This is a genomic window from Streptomyces sp. KM273126 (genome assembly GCF_004337435.2).
Taxonomy (GTDB): Bacteria; Actinomycetota; Actinomycetes; order Streptomycetales; family Streptomycetaceae; genus Streptomyces; species Streptomyces acidicola.
This window is the reverse complement of record NZ_SJXB02000002.1, coordinates 1,668,587-1,693,127: the sequence shown is the minus strand read 5'-3', so window position 1 is coordinate 1,693,127 and position 24,541 is coordinate 1,668,587. Positions and strand designations below refer to the sequence as shown.

Below are 24,541 nucleotides of genomic sequence, written 5' to 3'. Positions count from 1 at the left end.
TCGGGCTTTCGGCCGGTGCGGCGAGCGGGCGTACCCCCTCCGCTCGAAGAGCTTGGGGGAGCATGCCGGGCGTCGCGACGGGGCAAACGTCGCCGGTTGGGGCACTAGTTGAACGTGGCACCCCAGGTGGCCGGCCCGACGATGCCGTCCACGTTCAGGCCCTTGCTCGACTGGAAACTGCGGCAGGCAGAGTCGGATCCCGGTCCGTACTGGCCGTCCACAGCGAGGGCGTAGCCGTGCGCGTTTTTCATCCGGTACTGCCAGGTCGCCACGCTGGCGTGCACGAAGGTCGGCGGCTGGCGGAAACTCACCCCGGGGTGAGGCAAGGGCCCGCCACCGGGGTTGACCTCGCCGGTGAGCACCCGGGAGTACAGGTTGCCCGGGCAGTCAGTCGCGTGGTGGTCGCGGTGGCCGGTGATGGCCTGCGCGGCGCCGCCCGACACCCGCAGGCGGTTTATCCCGTAGCGGATGGCGTCGATCAGCCCGGCCGTGATGGCGTCGTAGTCGCTGCTGGTACCGCCGGTCAGCGCACAGACCGCGTACCAGTCGTCATTGCCCTGCGTGGTGCCCTGGGCGGCGGTGCGGACGTTCTCACCGCGGCCCTCAAAGAGGTAGCCGTGGACGCAGGCGAGGTGGCTGTAGGCGATGTCCGACCAAAGGTTGGAGTCCATGTGGAAGTTCTGGATGCCCCGCACCTGGGCGGCGCAGTCGGCGTGACTGGCCTTGGCCACCTTGACGGCATCGACATGATGGACGACCACGCCGCCCTGTGCCGGGGTGATGTTGTTGCTGACGTCCTTGGGTGCCCTGGCGCCCCATTGGGAGCGGGCGACGAACGTGGCCATCAGCTCCGCCCCTCTCTGCCCAGGGCGCAGTTGACGGTGGCGTTCAATGGCTCGGCGTGGGCGCTGCGCGCTGTTTCAGGGCCATGGACGGCGCCGGGATGGCGGGGGTGCGTGACGATGGGAAGTTCACGGCTTCCCGACGGGAGGGGGGTGGCGGCACGCGCGGGTCCGGAACATATGGCGGGCAGCGCGAGCGCACCGGCGGCTGCCGCCAGCAGCGTCGCGCGGCGAGATGGGCCGTGAGTCAACGGTCCTCCAAGCTGTGGTGATGTGGGAGCGATTGTCGAATCATTGACAGGACCCCGTCAAGATATGGCCAGTCGTCTGATTGCACCTGGTTCACATGGACACATAAGGCGGCCACTTGACGCCATCGACGCGGGAGGAGGCTCTCACGTCAATCCAGGCGTGGGTGTCGGTACCGTTGCCGGCGGAGTAGTGGAAGGCGGGGCAGTGACAGCGCCGAGCTGGACCGGCGTGCCCTGCTGGAGCTCGGCAACAGCCATCCACACGAGTTGGCGAGGACGGCTGTCCATTCAAGGCATCCCGCGACTGTCAGCGCTCTGCGCTGCCGCAGAGCTCCTGCGGGGTTGCGGGCGTGGTGGCGGAGGTCGTCGGCGATGCTTGTGCGGCCGGTGAGCCGGGGCTGAATGGCCCGGCTCCTGAGGGCGGCCATGGATCGGGGTCGGGTGCGGTTCCGGTCCTCACTCGGGAGGCGTCTTCTCTGTCAGTGCGGTCCCGGCCAGCAAGGGCCGTCCTCCCGACAGCATGCGGATTCACACCGAGAAATGAGCAACAGAGTCCCCCTGCTATGGTGCGCCGATGTCATCGATCAAGCAGTTCCAGGTCACCTTCGACTGCGCAGAACCTGAGCGCGTCGCTCGTTTTTGGTGCGAGGTGTTGGGGTACGTCGTACCGCCGCCGCCACAGGGGTTCTCCACTTGGGACGATTTCAACCGCTCCCAGTCTCCGGAGGAGCAGGGTTCATGGTTCGCCTGCAGTGATCCCTCAGGTGTCGGCCCGCGACTGTACTTTCAGCGCGTTCCCGAAGGCAAGGTCGTCAAGAATCGGGTGCATCTTGACGTGCGGGTCGGCACCGGGCTCGTGGGTGAAGAGCGCCTGGCCGCGCTTGAGGCCGAATGCGCACGGCTGATCCCGCTCGGCGCGGTACGCGTGCGACTCCTGTATGACGGCAACGATTCGTGCATCGTGATGCAGGACATCGAGGGGAACGAGTTCTGTCTCGACTGAACGTCCTCCCAGCCGACGAGGTGGAGAGCCGTCTCCCTTGGGCCTCTGCCAAAGGCGGTCTCGTGTGGGGCGGAAGTCATCCTGTGAGGGCGAGGTTGTGCAGTCGGGCGATGCCGAGCATCACGGTGTGAGTGCCGTCGCCCTTCAGGCGGCAGTCGCGAAGGATCTTCCAGGTCTTCATCCGCAGGATCCAGTCCTCCGGGGGCCGGCACCACGGACCGGCCCTTGCGTACCGGGTCCGCACCCTAGCGCCGCATCGCAGTGACCAGCCTGCCGAACTGCCGCGTGCTCAGCCCGGTAAACGGGGCCATCCAGGACGGCTTCCGATGCCGTGTGGCAGTTTCCGGGGTAGAACACCAGTGCCGCACCACTCGGCCGAGGCGAAGACAGCCGATCTCGTGTCTCCACGATTCGGCTGAGTCTCACCTCACCCAGGTAAGTCAGTAACCGAACATCCCAAGGTCGTTCGACACGAACGGGCGGTTGCTGGACCACGCTTTGCAGAGCTCCCGTTTCAGGCCATGCCGTAGGCACTTGTGCGTCCGGGCCGACCAGCGGCATCGTCCGCTGCCCGATCCGCCGTCGCACCGCCGCCGGATCCCACAGCGGCAGCAGGCGGCAGGCGCCCCTGGCTCGCCGACCCCTGCCCCTTCATGTACGTGCGCACCCCCGCACCCTCAACATGTTCTGCGCAGACCCGGCCAGAGGACCTCACGGAGACCGTCCCGCTAGCGCAGTACGTCCCTCACCCCCGTCCAGCCGTCGAGCGCCGCGCGGGTGGGCATTCCCTCCCAGTCGCCGGGGACCGTGCAGAGCAGTGCCCCGGCGAGTGCGGCGGTGTCGAGGCGCTGTTTGACGTCGGCGCCCGCGACCAGTTCGCTCAGGTACGCGCCGACGAAGGCGTCCCCCGCGCCCACCGGGTCGACCACCCGCACCGGGACGGCGGCCCTGTGGTGCAGGGCGCCGTCCACCAACGCGAGTGCTCCCTCGGCGCCAAGCTTGATCACCGCGGTGGCAGGGCCCAGGGCGGTGAGGGCCGCGGCGAGTTCGTCCGGCGTGCGGGCGGTGGGCTCGCAGCCCGTGACGAGCGCGGCCTCGTCGTCGCCCGCGAAGACCAGGTCGGCCCGGGCGACGAGGTCGCGCAGGGCCGGAGCCGCCCGTTCGGGCGGCCACAGTGCGGACCGGTAGTTGACGTCGACCGACACCGTCACCCCGTGGGCGCGGGCCACGTCCACGGCGTACGAGACGGCTGCCGCGGCGGACTCGCCGAGTGCCGGGGTGATGCCGGTGACATGGAGGAGCCTGGCCCCGGTGACGAGACGGGCGTCGATGTCTTCGGGGGCCAGTCGGGAACCGGCCGCGCCGGCTCGGTAGTACCAGACCTTGACCGCGCCGCCGGGGAGGCGTTCCTTGAGCATCAGCCCTGTGGGAGCGCCGGAGTCGCGTACGGCGCGGACATCGATCCCTTCGGCGGTCAGTTCGCGCACCACGCGGTCGCCGACGGAGTCCGCACCGACCCTGCCGATCCAGGTCACCGGGGTGCCCAGCCTCGCCAGTGCGACGGCGACGTTGCTCTCGGCGCCGCCGATGCCCAGGGCCATGTGCGGTACGTGCTGCAGATGCCCGACGGTGGTGGCGGCCAGCAGGCCCATCGTCTCGCCCAGTGCGACGATCCGGCCGCCGGTCACGGCCGGGCTCCGGCGGCTGCGGCCAGGGCAGCACGTCGAGCCCGGTCGACCGGGGCCTTCAGATCATCGCCGCCGGACGGGGCGTCCCGGGTGAGGGAACCGCCGAGGTCGACCGCGTCGCCGAGGTTCTTGCGCAGCGGTTCCAGTGGGTTCAGGGCATCCAGGGCGCCCAGTGGGTTCGGGGCGCCCAGCGTGGTCGGTGTCAGTTCGCGGCAGACGACGTCGGTATGAGTCGGCGTGCAGGTCGCCGGTGCGGGATCCTGCGGGGAGTCGGCCCGGAGAGCGGCCACCACTGCGGTGCGTCGCAGTGCGTCGCCGGGTCGGGGCCGGGCCGATGTGGTGGTGGTCATCGAGTGCTCGTTTCGGTCGCGGCCGGCGCGGGGGCCGTGGCATCGACGGGTGAGGTCAGGTCGCGGTCGCGGGTCTCCGGAGTCATCAGGGCCGCGACCAGGCTGATGATCATCATCAGCATCATGTAGACCGCGACCGGGATCCACGAGCCGGAGAACGCCGTGAGCAGGGAGGCGCAGATCAGCGGAGCGACCCCGCCGCCGAGCACGGAGGAGAACTCCCGGCCCAGGGTGACGCCGGCGTAGCGGTAGCGGGTGCCGAACAGTTCGGGGAAGTAGCTCATCTGGACTCCGACCGCGCCCTGGCCGGCCAGCACGAAGCCGATGATCATGGTCACGGTGATGGCCGCCGGTGAGCCCGTGTTCAGGGCGATGAAGGAGGGACCGGGCAGCAGCACGAGGGCGGCGAGGATCGAGGCGTATACCGGCTTACGGCCGACGCGGTCCGACAGAACGCCGAATCCTATGGCGGCGAGACCGCCGCAGGCCGCTCCGATCATCAGGACCTTCGGCACGAAGGACGCGTCGACACCGACCGTGGAGACCAGGTACGAGGCCATGAAGACCTGGTAGGTGTACGACTGGGCGCTGACACCGACGTTCATGAACAGCACCAGCAGCATGGGCTTCCTGCCGTGCTGGAAGACCTCCTTCACGGGGGACTTGGGCTTCTCGTGCCGGCGCTTGAGGTCCTGGAAGACGGGGCTCTCGCTGAGCTTGCGCCGGATGACCATGGCGGCGACCGTGACCAGCAGGCTGCTGGCGAAGACCAGCCGCCAGCCCCAGCTCATCAGCTGGTCGTCGGGCAGGGTCTGGACGAGGATCCAGGCGACGGCACCCATCACGGTGCCGAGCGCGGCGCCGGTCATCACCAGCGAGGCGAGCCGCCCTCGGCGCCCTGTGACGGCCGTCTCCGTGAGGAGGGTGGCTCCGCCGGACTGTTCGGCACCGGCTCCGAAGCCCTGGAAGAAGCGGCACAGCACGAGCAGCGCCGGTGCGAGGACACCGACCTGGTGGTAGGTCGGCAGCAGCCCGATGGCGAAGGTGGAGCCGCCCATCAGGAACAGGGTGGTGATCAGGATCCACTTGCGGCCGAGCCGGTCGCCGAAGCGGGAGAAGAACAGTCCGCCGAGCGGGCGGGCCGCGAACCCCACGGCGTAGGCGGCGAAACTGGCCAGCAGGGCGACCGCCGGTGAGGCGTTGGGGAAGAACAGGTCGCCGAAGACCAGGGCCGACGCGGTGCCGTAGATGACGAAGTCGTACTGCTCGAGAGCGGTGCCGACGAGGCCTGCCCAGGCCGCGCGGCGGACCGCTCGGGGTCGGCGGGCGCGGGATCGGCGGGTGCGGGTGGGGTGGGGTCACTCGTCAGGGATCCGGTGGGAGTGTCCATCAGCCATGCCTCCTTGAATGGGATGGGTCCTCTGCACGGTGGGGGACGTAGAGGTGCGGCGAAACAGAAGAATGAAGCAGGAGAACGAAACAGAAGATTCGGGAGAAAACGCCGAGTTGACGGCGTGTGGGGCCCCCGAGGGGGTGAGACAGGGAGCTTGGTGCGGATCCGGCCCGGTCAGACGGATGTGCCGTCGGGGCGGACCACGACCTTGAGGTGCGTCGGGTCCTGGACCGGTGCGCGCAGCGCGTCGGCGGCGCGGGCCAGGGGGAAGCGACCGGTGAGGAGCGGAGCGAGGTCGACTCGGCCGTCGGCGGCCAGGGACAGAGCGGTGGGGAAGGCGTGGGCGTAGCGGAAGGCGGTGACCAGGTCGATCTCCCAGCGCTGCAGATGCGCCAGGGGCAGCCCGTCCACGGCGGGGGCGGCCTGGCCGACGACGGTCGCCCGGGCGGCGGGCTTGAGGGTGCGGATGCCCTGCCACAGCGCGGCCGGGTGTGCCGAACACTCCACCAGACGGTCCACGTCCGCGAGTTCGAGGTCCTGTGCGGCCGTGTTGACGGCCTGGGTGGCGCCCAGCTTGCGGGCCTGCGCCAGCCGGGCGTCGTTGACGTCGGTCACGATCACCTCGGCGGCGCCCGCGGCGCGCGCGACCTGGGCCACCAGCAGGCCGATCGGCCCGGCGCCGGTGACGAGGACCCGGTGTCCGACGGCGATCTCGGCGCGTTGTACGGCCCAGACGGCGACGGCCAACGGCTCGATCAGGGCGCCCAGTTCCAGGGGAATGGTGTCGGGCAGCGGGTGAACCGCGCGGGCGGGGGCGACGACGTGGGTGGCGAGCACGCCGTGGGTAGGGGGCGAGCCGAAGCAGGTGCCGGCCGGACACAGGTTGTACCGGCCCGAGCGGCAGGTGGCGCAGGCGCCGCAGCCGACGGCGGGCTCGATCGCGACCCGCGTGCCGGGCTCCAGGCCTGCCTCCGGCCCGGCCGCGACTACCGTACCGGAGGCCTCGTGGCCGAGGACGGTCGGCCGGCGGAGCTGGTTGGCGCCGTTGCGGCCGTGTGCGAAGTAGTGCATGTCCGAGCCGCAGACGCCCACGGCGTCGACTTCGACGAGCACGTCGCCGGGGCCGGGTGGCCGCAGCGGCATCTCCTCGATGCGGAGGTCTTCGGGGCCGTGCAGGACGGCCGCTCTGGTCACAGTGGGGAGGGTCATGGGGTCTCACATCCTTGTGAGGGGCAGGGTGTGTCAGGCCGCGGGCGGCGACTCCGAGTCCGCGGCCCGGGCCGCGTCGGTGGCCGCCGCGGCTGTGCCGTGCCGGGCGAGGACGCCGATGAGTTCGGCGACGCGGTCGGTGAAGACGGGGTACTCGGCGAGCCGGTCTCCGAGCAGTCCGCCGTCGATGACTGCGGTGACGAAGTCCCGTGCGGATGTGGCGCTTTCGGCGGTCTTCCGCAGTTCATTCCGGGCGGGTTCCGCCATGGCGGCGGCCTGTGGGCCCGGATCGAAGCCGGGCGGCGGTGCCATGCAGCACAGGTAGGCGGCGACGGTGAGGGCCAGATGGTGGGGAGTCCGCCCCGCGCGCAGATGCCCGAGTGCGGGTTCCGGTACGCGCTGGCGGAGTTTGACGGAACCGTCCGAGCCGACCTGGCGGGTGCGGTGGCCCAGCGCGGAGTTTCCCCAGCGCTCGAAGAGCTGTGCCACGTAGGCGTCGAGGTCGATGCCGTCGGGCACGGTCAGACTGGGCAGGTAGTCGTCGTGCAGCACACGGCGGGCCGCGTCGGCGACGAAGGGCTGCGCGATCGCGTCGGGGATGGTGGCCCGGCCGTCGAGCGCGCCGAGGTAGGCGATGAGCGAGTGGGTGCCGTTCAGCAGGCGCAGTTTGAGCAGTTCGTACGGCTCGACGTCGTCGGTGAACAGCGCGCCGCCGTGCTCCCAGGCGGGTCGCCCGGCGGCGAAGCGGTCCTCCAGTACCCACATGGTGAACGGTTCCGCGGGAACGGGGACGTCGTCGTGCAGTCCGAGCCGGTCGGCCACGGCCGTTCGGTAGGCGTCCGTGGTGGCCGGGACGATCCGGTCGACCATGGTGTTCGGGAAGGCCACGGCCTGGTCCAGCCAGTTGGCCAGCTCGTCGCCCTCGGTACCGGGCAGGGCTGCCGCGAACTCGCGTACCAGGCGGGCCGTCTGGGTTCCGTTGCCGGCGAGGTTGTCGCAGCTGAGCACGGTCACGGGCGTCGCGTGCCGACGCAGGCGCTGCTGCAGACCGCGTGCGATCTGTCCGATCACGGTCCTTGGCGGGGTGTCGCCCCGCAGGTCGGCTCGCACGTCCTCGTGGTCGAGATCGAGGTGTCCCGTGCGCGGCGAGAAGGTGTAGCCGTGCTCGGTGACAGTGAGGGAGACGATCCGGGTGCCCGGTGCGCCGATGGCGTTGACGACGGCCTCAGGACGGTGCGCGGCGACGAGTGCGCCGGTGTGCACGGCGGGCACGACGACCCGTGAGCCCTCCGGGGCGATCTCGACCACGGAGTACCGGAAGTCCTGTGCGCGCAAGGCGTCGGCGACCAGCGCCGAGCGGCTCGCCACGCCGAGGATTCCCCAGGGACCGTCGGTGCGTTCCAGCGCCGACGCGGTGTAGACGGCCTGGTGGGCACGGTGGAAGTTGCCGAGGCCCAGGTGCACGATGCCGGTCTCGGCGACCGTGCGTCGGTGCAGCAGCGAACGCGGGGGTACGGTCGCGGAGTTGAGGCGGGGAAGGGAAACGGTCGCCATCTCACCAGTCCGTCATCGAGCCGTCGCGACGCCGGGCGACGGGCAGGTAGGCGCGTTCGTACGGGAACTGCGCGGCCAGGTCCTCGTCGACGTCGACACCGAGGCCCGGGGAATCGCCGGGCTGCAGATATCCGTCGGCGTAGCTCCAGTCGTGCCGGAACACCTCGTGGACCAGCGGTTCGTAGCCCATGTACTCCTGGATGCCGAAGTTCGGTGTGGCCAGGCCGACGTGCAACGAGGCCGCCAGGGCCACCGGGGAGACGTCGGAGGGTCCGTGCGGGCCGAGCTTGACCTGCCAGACGTCGGCGAGCGCGGCGATCCGCCGGAGACTGCTGATGCCGCCGGCGTGCGTGACGCAGGTGCGCACGTAGTCGATCAGCTGTTCGGTGATGAGGGACTGGCACTCCCAGACGGTGTTGAAGACCTCGCCGATCGCGAGCGGCGTCGTGGTGTGCCGGCGGACATGGCGCAGTACTTCCTGGTTCTCGGCGGGGGTGACGTCCTCCAGCCAGAACAGGTCCACGTCCTCCAGGGCGCGGCCGAGTCGGGCGGCCTCGTTGGGGGTGAGCCGGTGGTGGGAGTCGTGGAGGAGGTGCAGGTCGGGGCCCACGTGGTCGCGGACCGCCGCGAGCGCGCCGGGCGCGTGGCGCAGATACGCGGCGGTGTCCCACACCTCCTCGGCGGGGGCGGCACCCCGGCCCGCGGGCTCGTAGCCCGCACCCTCCCGTGTCACCCCGTAGACCGTGTCGAGACCCGGCACGCCCATCTGGGCCCGGACCGCCAGGAAGCCGCGTTCCCGCTGGGCGTCGACGGAATCGAGGAGCTGGGGGACGTCCCAGCCGGTGGCGTGCGTGTACGTCAGGATGCGGTCGCGGACCGCGCCGCCGAGGAGCTGGTAGACGGGCTGGCCGGTGGTCTTCCCCTTGATGTCCCACAGTGCGAGGTCCACGGCGCCTATGGCGGTCATGGTCACCGGGCCGCGGCGCCAGTACACGCCGCGGTACAGGTACTGCCAGGTGTCCTCGATGCGGGCCGGGTCACGCCCGACGAGCAGCGGGGCGACATGGTCGCGGAGGTAGGAGGCGACGGCGAGTTCGCGGCCGTTGAGTGTGGCGTCGCCCCAGCCCACCAGTCCTTCCGCGGTGGTGATCTTGAGGGTGACGAAGTTGCGTCCCGGGCTGGTGACGAGGACGTCGGCGGCGACGATGGTGTCGTGCTTGCTCATCGGGCCACCGCCACGACGTTGCTCAGTCCCTGTCCCGCCGCCAGTCGGCGGATGTTGGCGGTGATGTCCTCCAGACGGCGGACGAACGTCTGCTGGGCGAGACCCGAGGAGTGCGGTGTCATCAGGGTGTTGGGCAGCTCGTGGAAGGGGTGGCGGCTGGGTGCACCCGTCCTGCCCTCCGTCGGGTAGTCGTACCAGACGTCGAGGGCGGCGCCACCGATCACGCCGTCGTGCAGGGCGGCGTAGAGCGCGTCCTCGTCGACGACCCGCCCGCGTCCGACGTTGATCAGCACGGCCGTCTGTCCCATGCGCGCGAGCTCCTTCGGTCCGATCAGTGAGGTGGTCTCGTCGGTGAGCGGTACGGAGACGACGACCACGTCCGAGGTCTCCAGCAGGGCGTCCAGATCGTCCATGCTTCCGGACCAGGCCAGACGCTCGGCCACGGCGTCGACGCCGCCGCGGCGGGTGACGGCCACACCCTGCGCTCCGAAGGACCGGAAGAGCTGCCAGGCGCGGGCGCCGATGTGCCCGAAGCCGATGAAGCCGACGGTGGCCTCACCCAGGAGACGGGGGTACGTCGGTGCCTCCCAGGTGCCCTGGCGCAGCGCCGCGTCCTCACGCAGGAAGCCCCGCCTCAGCAGGATGGCGGAGGCGACGGTGTACTCGGCGATCGCGTCCTCGTGGTGGAAGGTGTTGGCCACGAGCGTGCCCGGGGCGAGCGCGCCGACGTCGATTCCGTCGATGCCCGCGCCCGCGGCGTGCACGAGCCGTAGCCGCTTGCCCGCGGCGGCGGTCCCGGCGGGGCAGACACCCGACACGAGGACGTCGGCGTCGCTCAGCGCCGCCGACACCGCGTCGGTGTCGGCCGGGTCGGGCCAGCGTACGGTCGTCGCGGCAGGCAAGGCGGCCTCGAACTGCTCGCGCAGCCGCCGGAGATGGGGATCGCTGACGACGACGGTCAGCCCGTCCGTGTGCACAGCGGGAGCTCCTTCTCGGAGGTGGAGGGGCGGGTGTGTCATGCGTGCTCCCGAGTGACGGAGTGGGCGCGGCCGGCCACCTGGCCGGTGGACCCGCGGACGACGAGCTGGGTGGGCAGACGCAGCGTGCGCGGCTGGTGGCGCTCGTCGGCGACGGACTGCGCGAGCAGTTCCAGGCTCAGTGACCCGGCGCGTTCCATCGGCACCGCGATGGTGGTCAGCGCGGGGTGGGCGGTGGCGGCGAGGGGCATGTCGTCGATGCCGATGACGCTGAGGTCGTCCGGGACCCTGACGCCCAGCTGGCGTGCTCCGGTGATGACACCGAGGGCGACCAGGTCGTTGTGCGCGATGACCGCGGTGGCACCGGACGCGATCACGCCCGCGGCTGCGGCGGTGCCGCCCGCCACCGTTTCGGACTGCCAGCCCAGCACCTCCAGCCGGAGACCGGCCTGTTCGGCCTGCGCCCGGGCCACGTCGACGCGGTGGCTGTTGGACCAGGAGTGCTGCGAACCCTGGATGTACGCGATGTGACGGTGGCCCAGCGCCGCCAGGTACTCGGCCGCCTGCCGCAGACCGTCGCTCGCGTCGGCGAGGATGCAGTTGGCTGTCGTGGTCTCACGGTTGACCAGGACGACGGGGGTGTCACCGCACAGGGCGAGCACGTCCTCGGCGTCCAGCCGTGGCGAACACACGACGAGACCGGCCGACCTGGCGCTGAGCTGGGAGATCACCTCCCGCTCACGATCGGGGTCGAAGTCGGTGTCGGCGAGCACGATGGTCTGCCTTCGGTGCCATCCCTGGGCCTGGGCGGCCTTGACGAAGGTGCCGAAGACAGGGTTGGCGATGTCGGGGACGACCACTGCGACGGTCGCGGCGTCCGACGGTGTCTCGGCCGGGCGCGGTGGAGGCGGCTCGTACCCCAGTTCCTGAGCGGCGTCCAAGACCTTGCGCAAGGTTTCCGGGCCCAGGCGCTGCGGGTCGCTGAAAGCGCGGGAGGCCGTGGAGAGCGCGACGTTCGCGCGCTTTGCGACATCGGTCAGGGTGGGGGCCACGCTGCTACTCCGTTTCCTCGATGGTGCTCGGTGGGTTTCATCGGCGTCCGGTGGGTTCCACCGGTGCCCGATGGGATTCATGCGTGCTCGGCGGGACCTTCGGTGCTCGTCGGCGAAACCCGAACGGCGTGCGCCCATGGTTGGCAACCTTGCGCAAGCTTGTCAATGCTTGTGCAAGGGTAGGTTTCGGCGGTGGGGCGCCGACGCGACCGGGCCCGTCTCCGCACACAAGGCGACAGGGATGGCGATCGGCGCCTGAATCCGGGAGCTCTCCGCCGTCAGGCCGGGCGGTCGAGCGCGTCGGCGATCAGGGCTTCGAGTTGCTGCGCCACCTGGTCCAGGGGCTGCATGCTGCGCTTCGCACGGCACATGGCGATAGCGCCCTCGACGGACGCCACGATGAGGGCGGCGAGCCCCGGGGCCCGCTCGGGGTCGGCGCCGTGCTCCCGCAGCGCCCCGGCGAGCAACTGCTCCCAGTCCTCGAACGCTTCCGCGGCGGCGGCGAGGGCCGGGGGGATCTCGTCGGCCGGGGGCTCCTCGACGGAGACGGCCAGCACGGGGCAGCCGGCACGGAAGTCGCTCTCGACGACGATGCCGCGCCACAGGGCCAGGAAGGCGCGCAATCCGGCGGCCGGGCCGGCGTCCAGCTCCTTGCGCAGGATGCGGGCGACCGCTCCCCCCGCGTACCGCACCGCCTCGGTGGCCAGTTGCTGCTTGCCCTCGGGAAAGTAGTGGTAGGTCGAGCCGAGCGGCGCCTTGGCGTGTTTGGCCAGCTCCCGGATGCTCGTGGCGTTCAGGCCGCGCCTGCTGATCATGTCCGCCGCACCGGCCACGATGCGCTCGCGCGACGGTGCGCTGGGCTTGGCCAAGACCGTACTCCCCTCTGGCTATAACGCTCGTCATAGTCTAGCGTGACCGCCGAATATAACGATCGTCATATCCCGTCATGCCCAGCCGAAGGGACACTTCGTCATGTCGATGATCCGGCTCACCATCCCGCCCGGTTCCCTGACCGAGGAGGGCCGCAGGACCGTCCAGCGCGACCTGGCCGCCGTGCTGCTGCGCCGGGAGGGAGCGCCCGACACCGCGTTCTTCCGCGCCCAGGCGTGGAGTTACCTCGTCGAGCTGCCCGAAGGGGCGCAGACCACCGCCGAGGACGACTCGCCCCGCTTCCTCGTGGACGTGACGGTTCCCCACGGCGCGCTGTCCGAGCGGCGCAAGGCCGGTCTGGTCGAGGACGCCACCAGGACCGTTCTCGACGCCGCCGGGCTCTCCCAGGCCGAGGCCCTCCGTGTGTGGGTGCTGGTGCACGAACAGGCCGACGGCACCTGGGGGGCCGGCGGCTCCGTCATCCGCTACGCCGACCTGGTGGCCCTCGCGAAGGGGCAGCAGGCCGATGCGTGAACTGACCTACGTCGCCCGGCACACCGTCGAGTGGCGCGAGGGGCCCGACCCGAAGCTCCGGACCGACCAGGAGGCGATCGTCACCCCGGTGGCCGCCACCTCCTGCGACGTCGACTCCGCGATCCTGGCGGGACACGGATTCGTAGACCCACCGTTCGCTCTCGGCCACGAATGCGTGGCCCGGGTCGTCGAGACCGGCGACGCCGTCACCACCGTGACCCCCGGCGACCTGGTGGTCGTCCCCTGGTCCATCAACTGCGGCACCTGCGACCACTGCGGCGCCGGACTGACCGCGCACTGCACCGCCGTACCGCACATGGCCATGTACGGCGCGCCGATCGGCGGCAGTTGGGGCGGGCTCTTCTCGGACCTGGTCCGCGTCCCCTGGGCGGACGCCATGCTGGTGCCCCTGCCAGCCGGTCTCGACCCGGTCGCCATGGCCTCGGCCAGCGACAACTGGTCCCTGTCATGGCGCCTGGTCGCCCCCCATCTGAAGAACAAGCCCGGGGCCCGCGTCCTGGTCGTCGCCCGCGGCAGCATCGGCCTGTACGTCTGCGACATCGCCCGCGCGCTCGGCGCCTCCGACGTGCTGTACGTCGACCCCGACCCCGGACACCGGGCGCTCGCCGAGAGCTACGGCGCCCGCACCGCCGAGACGGTCGAGCCCGTCCGGCACGGATTCGACCTCGCCGTCGAGGCCACGGGTCGCGTCGACCAGCTCGCCCTGGCCGTCAAATGCCTTGCCCCTGAGGGCATCTGCGAGTCGGCGGGCAACCACTTCCGCCCCGGCGAGCTACCCCTGCTCGACATGTACCTCACCGGCGTCACGATGCGCATCGCCCGCGACAACGTCCGCAACCACATCCCCGACGCACTCGACCTCGCCCTCTCCGGCACCGTGGACCCCGCCCGCGTCGTCTCCCACGTCATCGACTGGGAACAACTCCCCGACGCACTGCCCGAGAAGCACCTCAAGCCCGTCTTCGTCCGCACCGACGGCTGACCGCGTCGCGCCCACGGCCCCCACCACGCCCCGACCACGAAACCCGACGACAGGGCTCTTCGGCCGGCGCCGGACGCGCAGGCTCCGGAAACTCGGAGCGGTGGCAGGTCAGATTCCGAAGCGCGTGCGGAAGAACTCGTCCAGGTCCGGACGGGTGGCTGCCGAGCCGGGCAGATGCTCGGCACCGGGGGCACGCAGGCCGTCGAGCAGGACGGACAGCTGACGGCCGGTCAGGTCGGTGGAGAGGCCGCCGCCGGCGCCGTCGTCCGCGATCCGCGGGGGCAGGGAGACCATCATCAGGACCAGGTCGTACGTGTTCACGTCCGCCCGAAGAGATCCCTCCCGCTGGGCGCGTCCCACCAGACCGTCCAGGCCGGACAGCAGCGCGTCGCGCGCGGCGACGAGGGCGGGACCTGACTCCGTCGTGCGCCTGCGGGAGACGGGGAACAACTGGCTGCTGCGCACCTCGGCCATGTGGCGCATCACGCGGGTGAAGGCGGACCAGGCGTCCGGCTCCTCGGCCAGGGCGCGGGCCAGGACCTCGCAGGTCTCCCGCATGTGGCCGATCGCGACCTCCTCGACAAGAGCGCGCTTGTTGGGGAAATGGCGGTAGATCGTGCCCATGCCGAGCCCGGAGCGGCGGGCGACCTCCTCGATGGACACCTCGTAGCCACGGTCCGCGAAGACGGCGCGGGCCGCCCGCAGGATCTGCCGGACGTTCTCGCGTGCGTCGGCCCGCTGAGGGCGCGCACCGGACGGGGCGACTTCGCTCATGATCTCGGATGTTACGCTCCTGAACCATACCGGAAAATGAATTTCCGGTTAGTCGCCGGGGCTGCCCGCGTCGCGGGCTGCCCGCCTTCAGGGAGGCACGCATGAGCCCGACCGGCTCGACCCCCACATCCCCCGCATCCCCCACTCACGACGATTTCCCGGCCGACTTCCGCGGCGCCGTCCTGCGCCCGGGAGAGGACGGCTACGACCAGGCCAGGGTCGTCTTCAACGGCCGGGCCGCCGACAGCGGACCCGCGCTGATCGCCCGCTGCACCGACGAGGACGACGTGGCCACCGCCCTGCGCCATGCCTCTGCTCGGGACCTGCCCGTCGCGGTGCGCGGCGGCGGTCACGGCACCGACGGCCACGCCATGCCGGGCGGAGCCCTCGTCCTCGACCTGTCCGGCATGCGCGAGATCACCGTCGACCCGGACACCCGCACCGTGCGGGCCCAGGCCGGCGTCCTGCTCGGCGAACTGGACGCGGCCGCACAGGAACACGGCCTGGTGGTGCCGTCCGGCACCGTCACCAGCACCGGCGTCGCCGGGTTGACCCTCGGCGGCGGCATCGGTCACCTCATGCGCCGCTTCGGCGCCACCGTCGACAACCTGCTCGCCTGTGAGATGGTCACCGTCGACGGGCGGAAGGTCCGCGCGGACGAGAAGGAGAACCCGGACCTTTTCTGGGCGCTGCGCGGTGGCGGCGGCAACTTCGGCGTCGTCACCGCCTTCGAGTACCGAGCCCACCCGCTGGGCCCGGACGTCGTCTCCGGGCAGATCATCTTCCCCGGCGACCAGGCCGCGGCCGTCCTGGCCCAACTGCCCGCCTTCATGGCCGACGCCCCCCGCGAACTCGGACTGGCGACCGCGCTCACCTTCGCGCCGCCGCTTCCCGCGATGCCCGAGGAGGCGCACGGCAAGCTGGTCCTGATCCTCATTCCGGTCCACACGGGCGACTTCGCGGACGCGGAGAAGACGATCGCGAAGCTCGCCGCACTGGGCACGCCCCTCGTCAACACGGTGCAGCGCACCACATGGCTCAAGACGAACAGCATGCTGGACGCGACTGCCCCCTATGGATGGCGCACCAACGCGCGGGGCGGTTATATCGCCTCACTCACGGAACGTGTGATCGACACGCTGGTCCAGCGCACGGCCGCCTCACCGAACCTCCCGGGCACGATCACCGCGATCAACGTCTGGTCGCTGGGTGGCGCGATCTCCGAGGACGCCGAGGAGGACGCCACCGCCTTCTCCCGTGCCGGAGCATCCTGGCTCTGGGAGGCCGCCACCGTGTGGACGGAGCCGGAACACGACACCCCCTACGACGCGTGGGCCGACGCGACCGCGGCCGCCATGCGGCCCCACACGCTCCCCAACGCCTACATCAACCTGACGCAGGACCAGGGCGAGGCCTGGCGGCGCAGCGTGTACGGAAGCGAGGCCAAGTACCAGCGGCTGGCCGGGATCAAGGCGGTGTGGGATCCGCGGAACCTGCTCCGCCACAACAAGAACATCGCTCCCGCACCCACGCAGTAGACACCGCCCAGGAGCCCCCGCACGCAGGTGCACGAACGATGGGATCACGGCAGGTCCGTCCACGGTTGCTTCGCCCACTGCGCGGGTCGGCGTCCTGTCGTGGACGTACCGCTGTCGGTCCCTGCGGAGAGTTCGGTCAGTGTGAAGGCCACCGGCAGGGTCTCCGTGGCCACACAGGCGGGACTGTAGACGGCGGGGGCCAGCTCGGCGACCAGGGCGGGTACGGCCTCGAAGGGGGTTGCGGCCGAGTCGCGAATCCGCTGTGCGGTGGCCAGATTGCGGCTGAGCCAGCTTCCGGCGGGCACCGAGGACGCCGCGTCGGCCAGGGCTTCGGCCGGCGGAACGCCGGAGACCAGCGCGGCGATGGCCTCGGCCATGGCCTGGGTGGCCCAGACGCCGTCCGCGGCGTGCGAGATCTCGGCGTAGCGGCCGGCGACCGTGGCGGCGGCACTCACCCGCCGCTTCGTCGCTACACGTCCTCCGGCATGTCCGGCTGACCCTCCTCTACCTGGTCGACGCGGAGCAGGGAGCAGCACGACCCCGTCCTCGTCGGCGTGCAGGATGTCTCCGGGTGCGAAGGTTACGCCCCCGAAGGACACCGGGACGTCCGCCTCGCCATGCCCTGCCTTGCCGCTCTTGCGCGGGTTGGTGCCGAGGGCCTGCACGCCGACGGACACACCGGCCAGGGCGACGGCGTCCCGGATCGCCCCGTGGATCACGACGCCGGCCCAGCCGTTGTCCCGGGCGCGCTCGGCCATGAGATCGCCGAGCAGGGCGGTGTGCAGGGAGGCGCGGCCGTCGACGACCACGACGTGACCGTTGCCGGGCTCACGAAGCAGGGTGTGCAGCAGGGCGTTGTCGTCGTGGCAGGAGACGGTCCGGATCGGCCCCGAAAAAGAGCGGACGGCTCCGTACGAGGTGAACTGCACGTCGCAGACGCGCAGTTGGTCGCCGTATTCGTCGGCGAGATCCGCTGTGGGAAGGGGCGTCGCGTGCACGGGGCCTCCGGAGGGCGAGCGCTGATGGGTGGATGCTTTGATCCGGGCCCTGTTGTATCAAACTAGCGAAAGATACAATCATCCCCCGTCGACAACCTCCAAGGACGGGAGCGGACGTGACCTCGTACGCCGGCAGCCTCGGTCAACGACAGCCCACGACAGCGGCCGCGGTGTCACGCCGGGCGGGGATCGCCCTTCCGGTCGCCGCCGTGGGAGCAGCACATGCCACCTCGGCAGTCGCCGCCCCGGCCGCACGCCGCAGAAGGACCGTCGCCTACGTGGGATCCCGGACCACGGCCGCACGAGAAGGGCGGGGCAAGGGCATCGAGGTGTACGACGTCGGCCCGGACGGCGACACCTGGACACTGCTGCAGACCGTAGAGCTGGACAATCCGACGTTTCTCGCCGCCGACCGCACCCGGCGTTTCCTGTACGCGGTGCACGGCGACACCATCGTCGCCTACGACGTCGACACCGCGGACGGCGGGCTGCGGCCCGCCGGCGGCGTGGTGCACACCGGCTCGCCGGTGTGTGTCCTCTTCCTCCAGGAGGATTCGTAGGATGAGGCTTTGCCGACCCACCACGTGAAGAGCGCAGGAGCGATGTCGCGGCCGAACCTGACCACGTCCATGGCCACCCGGCTGGTGGACCTGATGCGTCGCAGAGGCCTCGAAGAGGGCGCCCACGTCACCGAGCAGTGGGCGGCGGACGAGCTGGACGTCTCCCGTACGCCGGTGCGCAAGGCGATGGTGTTCCTGGCCGAGGTCGGCATCCTGGAACGGGTCCCCAACCGCGGCTTCTTCCTGGCGCGTGACGCGGGCACCCTCTCCCGGCCGGACCTCAGCGAGGGCGAGGACGTGGAGCAGGCGGCGTACTTCGAGATCGCCGACGACTACGTCGGCGGGCGCTTCACCGGCTCCTTCACCGCGGCCGACATCAGCCGGCGCTACCGGCTCACACCCCGCCAGGCCGACCGGGTGCTGTCCCGGATGGAGGGCGAGGACCTGGTACGGCGCAGGACGGGCGAGGCGGGGCTGGGAGTTCCAGCACGTGATGGCCACCATCGACGCGCACGACCAGAGCTACCGGTTCCGGATGATCATCGAGCCCGCCGCGCTGCTGGAGCCGGGCTTCACCGTGGACACCGAAGCCTTCGCGCACCACCGTCAGCAGCAGGAGTCCCTGCTGCACGGGGACATCCTGTTGCTGCCCCGGGCCGAGCTGTTCCAGGTCAACGCCTCGTTCCACGAGATGCTGGTGGGCTGCTCCGGCAACCAGTTCCTGCTGGACGCCGTACGCCGGCAGAACCGGCTGCGCCGCCTGATCGAGTACCGCCACCAGATCGACCGCTCCCGGCTCGCGGGCCAGGCACGGGAGCACCTGAGGCTCCTGGACCTGGTGGAACGCGGGGATCTGAAGGAGGCGTCCGCCTTCCTGAGCGCGCACTTGGACGAGGTCCGGTCGATCAAGACGGGCATCGTCGGGGAGAGCTGAGTCGACGCGGTCGACGAATCGGAGCACGGAGAGGAATCGACTACGTCGGCCGAGCCATTGTATTAATGAGCAGTCTGAGACAATATGAGGGCGCCCGTCCGCATCGGGCGCCCAAGCATCAGCAGCCGGTCCGCAGCTCGATTGATCACTGATGCGATCTCGCCGACACCTCGTCACGCCTACGACAGCAGGGATCATGAACGCCGACCGCACCGCTGTGCTCACCGTCGAGGGCCGTTCGTACCGCTATCAGCCCCTGGACCGGATCCTGCCGCGCGCGGAGCTGGACGCGCTCCCTTACGCGGTGCGGGTGTTGCTGGAGAACGTCGCCCGACGGTCACCCGCAGCGCTGCCGGACGTGGTGGCGCGTGCCCGCGCCGGAAGCGGACTTTGTGAGGTGCCGGTCCTTCCGAACCGGATCATGCTGCACGACACCACCTGCCTCCCGGCGCTGGCCGACTTCGCGGCCATGCGTGACAGCGTCGCGGAACTGGGCGGGGACCCGGAAGTGCTCCAGCCGTCGATCCCGGTGGACCTGACCGTGGACCACTCCGTGATCGTCGAGGAGTACGGTCGCGCCGACGCCGTCGACCGCAATCTGCTGATCGACTTCCGGCGCAACGGCGAACGGTACGAGATGGTGAAGTGGGCCGAACGGAGCGTGCGCAACTTCCGTGTCGTACCGCCGGGCACGGGGATCATCCACCAGGTCAACATGGAGGCGCTGGCCAGGGTGGTGTGGATGACGGACGCGGAGGACGGCGGGCTGCCCTGGCTGCAGCCGGACGTCCTCGTCGCCACGGACAGCCACACCCCGATGATCAACGCCCTGGGCGTCGTCGGCTGGGGAGTCGGCGGCCTCGAAGGGCAGGCCGCCATGCTCGGCGAACCGGTCACCATCCCTTACCCGGACGTGGTCGGTGTCCGCCTGACGGGGCGACTGCGCCCCGGCGTAGGCGCCACCGACCTCGCCCTGACCCTGACCGAACTGCTGCGCGCCACGGGCGTGGTGAACAAGTTCGTCGAGTTCTGCGGCGACGGCGTCACGACACTGGGCTGGGCCGAACGCGCCGCGGTCTCCAACATGGCACCGGAGTACGGGGCGACCTGCGTCTACTTCCCCTACGACGACGAAACCGCCGGCTACCTCCACCTCAGCGGTCGGGAGGAGTCCCATGTCGGACTCGTCGACGCCTATCTCACCGCCCAGGGGCTGAAGCGCACCGACGACCGCCCTGTCCCCCGCTACGACCAGTTGCTCGACCTCGATCTCGGCACCGTCGAGCCCTGTGTGGCGGGCCCGAACCTGCCGCACCAGCGGCTGCCGCTGTCCGAGGTCCCGGCTTCGTTCCGGCGAGCCGCGGTCCGTACGGCTGGCGGGTCGGGCACGGCTGCGAGGTCGGGCACGGCATCCTACGGCTTCGGCGCATCCGGCGCCTTCGGCGAACCACTCCCCGACGGCCCGGTCGCCATCGCCGCCATCACGAGCTGCACCAACACCGCCAACCCGGCCCTCGTCGTACAGGCGGGCCTGCTCGCCGAGCGCGCGGTGGCAGCCGGGCTGACCGCCAAACCCTGGGTCAAGACCTCGCTCTCCCCCGGCTCACGGGTGGTCGAGGAGTACCTGCGCGCCGCCGGGCTGCTGCCCGCCCTGGAGAAGACCGGCTTCCACATCGTCGGCTTCGGCTGCATGACCTGCATCGGCAACTCCGGTCCCCTGCACCCGGCGATGGAGCAGCTCGCCGAGGACGGCGCCACCGAACCGGTCGCCGTCCTGTCCGGCAACCGCAACTTCGCGGGCCGGGTCAACCCACGCATCTCCCTGTCGTACCTCGCCTCCCCGCCGCTGGTCGTCGCCTACGCCCTGGCCGGCTCGGTTCTGCACGACTTCGACCACGAGCCTCTGGGGACCGACCACGAGGGCCACCCCGTCCACCTCAGGGACCTCTGGCCCACCGACGACGAAGTCGCCGCATACGTCGCGGAGTTCGTCAGGCCGGAGATGTTCCGTGCCAACGCCGCCCGCATCCGGCAGGGCACCCGGGCCTGGCAGGAGATCGACGCACCCGGCGGTACCCGATTCCCGTGGAACCCGGAGTCGACGTACGTCCGCCGCCCGCCGCACCTCACGGATCTGTCCGCCCGCCCGCCGGCCCACCTCAGGATCGACCGGGCGAGGGTTCTCCTCCGGCTCGGCGACAACGTCACCACCGACCACATCTCCCCCGCCGGCGCCATCCCCTCCCGCAGCGCGGCCGGACAGTGGCTCACCGAACGCGGAGTCGCCCGCCACGACCTCAACCAGTACTCCACACGCCGCAGCAACCACGAGGCCATGCTGCGCGGCGCCTTCACCAACGCCGCCGTCACCAACCTGCTGCTGAGCGACACCGACACGCAGCCGGGCCCCGGCGGGTACACGTACACGGCCGACGGCTCCCACGTCCTTCCCGTCCACGAGGCCGCGCCGACCTACCGGGAGGCGGGCTACGACCTGGTCGTCGTCGCCGGCCGCAACTACGGGGCGGGCTCCAGCCGGGACTGGGCGGCCAAGGCTCAGGCCCTGCTGGGCGTGCGCGCGGTCGTCGCCGAGTCGTACGAACGCATCCACCGCAGCAACCTGATCGGCATGGGCGTGCTGCCGCTGGAGTTCGCCGAGGGCGACGACGCGTCGTCGTACCCCTTCGCCAGCGAGGGAGAGCTCTCCGTCGAAGGGCTCGACAGCCTGAGCGTCGGCACCAACCGCGTCACCCTCCACCTGCGGGGAGCTCAGGGACGCCGGGCCACCGCGGGACTGCGGCTGCGGATCTTCTCCCGCCAGGAGCTGACCTACCTCCAGCACGGGGGCATCCTGCCGTACGTCGTCCGCCGCGCTCTTCCCTCGTCATGAGCCTCACCCACGAGGACGGAGTTTCGATGCCACCGAGCATGAGGACGTCGGCCAATCGACGGTGTAAGCCCCTCAGCCCCGGCCGAGCCGGGCTCGCAGACGACGGGTCGCCGAGTCCATGTGGGCATGCATGGCGGACCGCGCCGCACGGGCGTTCCCGGCCCGTACGGCCTTCAGCACGGCCTCGTGCTCGGCCAGCCGCCCCTCCCCCGGCTTGCGGATGTTCTGCCGGATCCACACGGCGACCAACGTCTCGAGGCGGGCCTGGAGGCCGGCCAGTGCGCTGTTGTGCGAGGCCTGCGCCAGCGCCCGGTGAAAGGCCAGGTCGGCCTCCAGGTAACGCTCGGGGTCGTCGTGTGTGGCCGTCATCCGGGCCAGATGCGCTTCGAGCGCGGTGACGTCGTTGTCCGTCCTGCGCAAGGCGGCCAGTTCCGCGAGGTCGACCTCCACGCACGCGCGTGCCTCCAGGAGTTCGTCCATCGTGTGGTCGCCGAGCATCAGTCCCCACTCAAGGACCTGCGGCAACAGGTCCGAGGTGGCCCCCCGCACATAAGTACCGTCGCCCTGCCGGATCTCCAGCAACCCCAGCAGGGACAGGGACTTCAGCGCCTCGCGGACCGCCGAGCGGCCCACCCTGAAGGTCTCCGCGAGCTGCCGCTCCGGCGGCAACCGGTCACCGGCCCTGAGCTGGCCCGACGTCAACAGGTGGTCGAGCAGGCGCCGCGCCACCTCCACCGCGGGAGCCTGCGGCTCCTCCCGTTCGATCCGTGCCAGCCCGGCCATGCCCGCAGCCTCCCCTGTCTGGTGGTCCACCGGCGCGGCAGGACTGTCGCGCACGATCGACACGGTAACCGCCGGTCCTGCCCCGACGCCGACGCCGCATGTCCGTCGGATCACGCGTTCACCGCCCGGGAACCGGCCCGTGTTCTCCGAACCGCAACACTTCAACCCCGCAAGAATGCTTGGTCGGCTGTACGGATGCCGCGTCTGCGGCCCGCAGCAATGATCAACGGCTGGCGTCAACCGCTGTCCCGATGTCGCCATGTCCCGATGTCCCAATCCCCCCCCAAGGCCGTACCGTGCCAGTGTGGATCTCTTCTCACGCTCATGGACGGCGTTGCGCACAGCGGTCTCCCAACTCGCGGACGAGGACTTCGCACAGCCGTCCGGATGCCGAGGCTGGCTCGTACGGGACCTGGTGTGCCATCTGGTCATCGACGCACAGGACGTCCTGATCACCCTTGTGACCCCCGCCAATACGGAACCGACCCGCGACGCGGTGACCTACTGGGAGGTGGCCGAAACGCCGCCGACGGGTGACGACCCGCTCGACGCGCTGACCGTCCGGCTGGCCGTCGCGTACGAGGAGCCGTGGCTGCTCAAGTTCCACCTCGACGACGTCGGCTCGGCAGCCGGACGCGCGGCCGAACTCGCCGACCCGGGCCTGCGGGTCAGCACCCGCGACGTGGTCCTCACCGCGAGCGACTACCTCTCCGCGTACGTCATCGAGTGGACGCTGCACCACCTCGACCTGGTCGCGCACCTTCCGGGCGTGGCGGGACCGCCCGCGGAGGCGCTTGCCCGGTCACGCGAGATGTTGGAGAAGATCGCCGGGGCCACGTTCCCCGCGTCGTTCTCCGACAAGGACGCGTTGCTGGTCGGCACCGGACGGCGTGCTCCCACCGCCGGGGAGAAGGCGGATCTGGGCGGGCTGGCCGCCGAACTCCCGCTCGTCCTCGGGTGACTGGTACGTGCCCGGTGGCGGCCCGTTCTGGGGCGGTCGGCCGCTGCGCGTGCCCGGCTTCCGTCACTGGGGCATGGTCGATTCACGGATCGTCAGGCTGCAGGGCATGCGATGCACTCCCGAGGCGGCCCGGCCGTCGATGGCTGCGAACAGATGCTGGGCGGCCGTGCGGCCGAGGACTTCCAGGTTCATGTCGATGGTGGTCAGCGGGGGCCTGGTCTCGGCGGACAGGACCTCCCAGTTGTCGTATCCGACGACCGCGATGTCGTCGGGAACCCGGAGGCCGCGCTCCCGGACCGCCTCGACGAACCCTGCGGCGATCTGATCGCTCCCACAGAACACGGCGTCGGTCTCCGGGTCTCCGGCGAGCACGATCTCGGCTGCCTGCCGCCCCCAGCGCCGCGACCACGCGCCGAAGAGGGCCTGGCCGCCGGAGAGCGTGAGTCCCGCTTCCTCCAGGGTCTCGGCGGTGCCGACCGCCCTGTCCTGGGCGGCCCGGTAGTGGGTGGGCCCGGTGATGTGGGCGATGCGCCGCCTGCCGGCGGTCAGCAGATGCTGGACGGCGATGCGGGCCCCGCCCACGTCGTCGGGCACGAACGACACGTCCTGCGGGTCGTCGGAGGGCGCGTAGGCGTAGACGACGGGCACGGGCAGGTCAAGGCTGATGGACGGTCGTGGATCGGTGCTCTCCCCGACCACGATGATCCCGTCGACGCGACGGGCCAGCAGCGTACGCACGTAGTGCCGCTCGCGGATGGCGTCTCCGCGGGCGTCGCAGAGCAGGACGGCCATCTCACCCGTGCCGAAGGCGTCTTCCGCGCCGAGCAGCACGGGAATGCCGAACCGCCCGACGCTGTCGCTGGTGAGCAGCCCGACGGTGCGGGTCTGACCGGAGATCAGGCTCTGGGCGAGCGCGTTCGGCTGGTAGCCGAGTTCCTCGGCCGCCCGGAGAACGCGCTGCAGGGTCTCGGCGCGGACCTGGCTCCGGCCGTTGAGCGCCTTGGACGCGGTCGCGATCGACACCCCCGCACGCGTGGCCACATCGGTGATCGTGGTCGCCCGCCGTCGCTGAGAGCTCATCGTTCCGAAAACCTTTTTCACCGAGAGGAACCAGCCATATCAGACTCCCTCTGCTCAGTTTTGCCTGAATCT

General features: G+C 70.7%; 22 protein-coding genes and 3 pseudogenes. 9 read left to right on the top strand and 16 right to left on the bottom strand.

The window, feature by feature from the left end:
• Positions 1-104: 104 nt before the first annotated feature.
• Positions 105-845: a peptidoglycan-binding domain-containing protein gene (locus E0500_RS38170; RefSeq protein WP_131571139.1), complete on the bottom strand. Its 741-nt coding sequence runs from the start codon at positions 843-845 to the stop codon at positions 105-107.
• Positions 846-1,667: 822 nt separating this feature from the next.
• Here E0500_RS38170 and E0500_RS38165 point away from each other — a divergent pair.
• Positions 1,668-2,096 (top strand): VOC family protein, encoded by a 429-nt coding sequence (locus E0500_RS38165; protein ID WP_131571141.1) that lies wholly within the window; start codon positions 1,668-1,670, stop codon positions 2,094-2,096.
• A gap of 76 nt (positions 2,097-2,172) precedes the next feature.
• On the opposite strand, the pseudogene E0500_RS38160 reads toward E0500_RS38165, so the two are convergent.
• The 11 genes and pseudogenes from E0500_RS38160 to E0500_RS38115 form a co-directional block, all read right to left on the bottom strand.
• Positions 2,173-2,280, bottom strand: a pseudogene (locus E0500_RS38160) (IS5/IS1182 family transposase); the annotation flags it as partial.
• Positions 2,281-2,407 (bottom strand): annotated as a pseudogene (locus tag E0500_RS45625) (IS5/IS1182 family transposase); the annotation flags it as partial. It abuts the pseudogene before it with no gap.
• Between the two features lie 417 nt (positions 2,408-2,824).
• A complete protein-coding gene (locus tag E0500_RS38155; protein WP_131571144.1) occupies positions 2,825-3,784 on the bottom strand; it encodes a sugar kinase in 960 nt (319 codons plus the stop codon).
• Entirely contained in the window at positions 3,781-4,134 is a 354-nt protein-coding gene (locus E0500_RS38150; protein WP_131571147.1) for a hypothetical protein, read from the bottom strand. Before E0500_RS38150 ends, E0500_RS38155 begins: the two co-directional genes overlap by 4 nt.
• Positions 4,131-5,363 (bottom strand): MFS transporter, encoded by a 1,233-nt coding sequence (locus tag E0500_RS38145; protein ID WP_399121054.1) that lies wholly within the window; start codon positions 5,361-5,363, stop codon positions 4,131-4,133. The genes E0500_RS38150 and E0500_RS38145 overlap by 4 nt, the downstream gene beginning before the upstream one ends.
• A gap of 338 nt (positions 5,364-5,701) precedes the next feature.
• Positions 5,702-6,736, bottom strand: coding sequence for an NAD(P)-dependent alcohol dehydrogenase (locus E0500_RS38140; protein ID WP_131560944.1), 1,035 nt, complete (start codon positions 6,734-6,736; stop codon positions 5,702-5,704).
• Between the two features lie 33 nt (positions 6,737-6,769).
• Positions 6,770-8,290 (bottom strand): mannitol dehydrogenase family protein, encoded by a 1,521-nt coding sequence (locus E0500_RS38135; protein ID WP_131560942.1) that lies wholly within the window; start codon positions 8,288-8,290, stop codon positions 6,770-6,772.
• Between the two features lies 1 nt (position 8,291).
• The gene (gene manD / locus E0500_RS38130) at positions 8,292-9,515 is read right to left on the bottom strand and encodes a D-mannonate dehydratase ManD (RefSeq protein ID WP_131560940.1); all 1,224 of its coding nucleotides are present in this window, start codon (positions 9,513-9,515) and stop codon (positions 8,292-8,294) included.
• On the bottom strand, positions 9,512-10,492 hold the full coding sequence (locus E0500_RS38125) for a 2-hydroxyacid dehydrogenase (protein ID WP_309505289.1): 981 nt from the start codon (positions 10,490-10,492) through the stop codon (positions 9,512-9,514). Before E0500_RS38125 ends, manD begins: the two co-directional genes overlap by 4 nt.
• A gap of 38 nt (positions 10,493-10,530) precedes the next feature.
• Complete coding sequence (locus tag E0500_RS38120; RefSeq protein WP_131560938.1) at positions 10,531-11,544, bottom strand: LacI family DNA-binding transcriptional regulator; 1,014 nt, start codon at positions 11,542-11,544, stop codon at positions 10,531-10,533.
• Positions 11,545-11,822: 278 nt separating this feature from the next.
• On the bottom strand, positions 11,823-12,413 hold the full coding sequence (locus E0500_RS38115; protein WP_131560937.1) for a TetR/AcrR family transcriptional regulator: 591 nt from the start codon (positions 12,411-12,413) through the stop codon (positions 11,823-11,825).
• 103 nt (positions 12,414-12,516) lie between these two features.
• On the opposite strand from E0500_RS38115, the gene E0500_RS38110 reads away from it, so the two are divergent.
• Together E0500_RS38110 and E0500_RS38105 are read left to right on the top strand one after the other, a co-directional pair.
• Positions 12,517-12,948, top strand: a complete 432-nt coding sequence (locus tag E0500_RS38110) for a tautomerase family protein (protein WP_131560935.1) — start codon at positions 12,517-12,519, stop codon at positions 12,946-12,948.
• Entirely contained in the window at positions 12,941-13,951 is a 1,011-nt protein-coding gene (locus tag E0500_RS38105; protein WP_131560933.1) for a zinc-binding dehydrogenase, read from the top strand. Before E0500_RS38110 ends, E0500_RS38105 begins: the two co-directional genes overlap by 8 nt.
• A 108-nt stretch (positions 13,952-14,059) precedes the next feature.
• Here E0500_RS38105 and E0500_RS38100 read toward each other — a convergent pair whose 3' ends face one another.
• Entirely contained in the window at positions 14,060-14,725 is a 666-nt protein-coding gene (locus E0500_RS38100; protein ID WP_131560931.1) for a TetR/AcrR family transcriptional regulator, read from the bottom strand.
• A gap of 101 nt (positions 14,726-14,826) precedes the next feature.
• On the opposite strand from E0500_RS38100, the gene E0500_RS38095 reads away from it, so the two are divergent.
• A complete protein-coding gene (locus tag E0500_RS38095; RefSeq protein WP_131560930.1) occupies positions 14,827-16,263 on the top strand; it encodes an FAD-binding oxidoreductase in 1,437 nt (478 codons plus the stop codon).
• Between the two features lie 44 nt (positions 16,264-16,307).
• Here E0500_RS38095 and rraA read toward each other — a convergent pair whose 3' ends face one another.
• Positions 16,308-17,261 (bottom strand): ribonuclease E activity regulator RraA, encoded by a 954-nt coding sequence (gene rraA / locus E0500_RS44590; RefSeq protein ID WP_309505288.1) that lies wholly within the window; start codon positions 17,259-17,261, stop codon positions 16,308-16,310.
• A gap of 116 nt (positions 17,262-17,377) precedes the next feature.
• Here rraA and E0500_RS45215 point away from each other — a divergent pair, with 116 nt between their 5' ends.
• From E0500_RS45215 to acnA, 4 genes and pseudogenes are all read left to right on the top strand, one after another.
• Positions 17,378-17,821 (top strand): beta-propeller fold lactonase family protein, encoded by a 444-nt coding sequence (locus E0500_RS45215; protein WP_131560929.1) that lies wholly within the window; start codon positions 17,378-17,380, stop codon positions 17,819-17,821.
• A gap of 42 nt (positions 17,822-17,863) precedes the next feature.
• Positions 17,864-18,004 (top strand): annotated as a pseudogene (locus E0500_RS45210) (GntR family transcriptional regulator); the annotation flags it as partial.
• 310 nt (positions 18,005-18,314) lie between these two features.
• Positions 18,315-18,755, top strand: a complete 441-nt coding sequence (locus E0500_RS44575; RefSeq protein ID WP_258573760.1) for an FCD domain-containing protein — start codon at positions 18,315-18,317, stop codon at positions 18,753-18,755.
• A gap of 196 nt (positions 18,756-18,951) precedes the next feature.
• A complete protein-coding gene (acnA, locus tag E0500_RS38075) occupies positions 18,952-21,645 on the top strand; it encodes an aconitate hydratase AcnA (RefSeq protein ID WP_131560925.1) in 2,694 nt (897 codons plus the stop codon).
• Positions 21,646-21,717: 72 nt separating this feature from the next.
• Here the strand turns inward: acnA and E0500_RS38070 are convergent, their stop codons facing one another.
• The gene (locus E0500_RS38070) at positions 21,718-22,482 is read right to left on the bottom strand and encodes a FadR/GntR family transcriptional regulator (RefSeq protein WP_309505287.1); all 765 of its coding nucleotides are present in this window, start codon (positions 22,480-22,482) and stop codon (positions 21,718-21,720) included.
• Positions 22,483-22,732: 250 nt separating this feature from the next.
• Between E0500_RS38070 and E0500_RS38065 the strand changes: the two genes are divergently transcribed.
• Positions 22,733-23,389, top strand: coding sequence for a maleylpyruvate isomerase N-terminal domain-containing protein (locus tag E0500_RS38065; protein WP_131560923.1), 657 nt, complete (start codon positions 22,733-22,735; stop codon positions 23,387-23,389).
• Positions 23,390-23,452: 63 nt separating this feature from the next.
• Here the strand turns inward: E0500_RS38065 and E0500_RS38060 are convergent, their stop codons facing one another.
• Positions 23,453-24,469, bottom strand: a complete 1,017-nt coding sequence (locus E0500_RS38060) for a LacI family DNA-binding transcriptional regulator (RefSeq protein ID WP_131560921.1) — start codon at positions 24,467-24,469, stop codon at positions 23,453-23,455.
• Positions 24,470-24,541 lie beyond the last annotated feature (72 nt).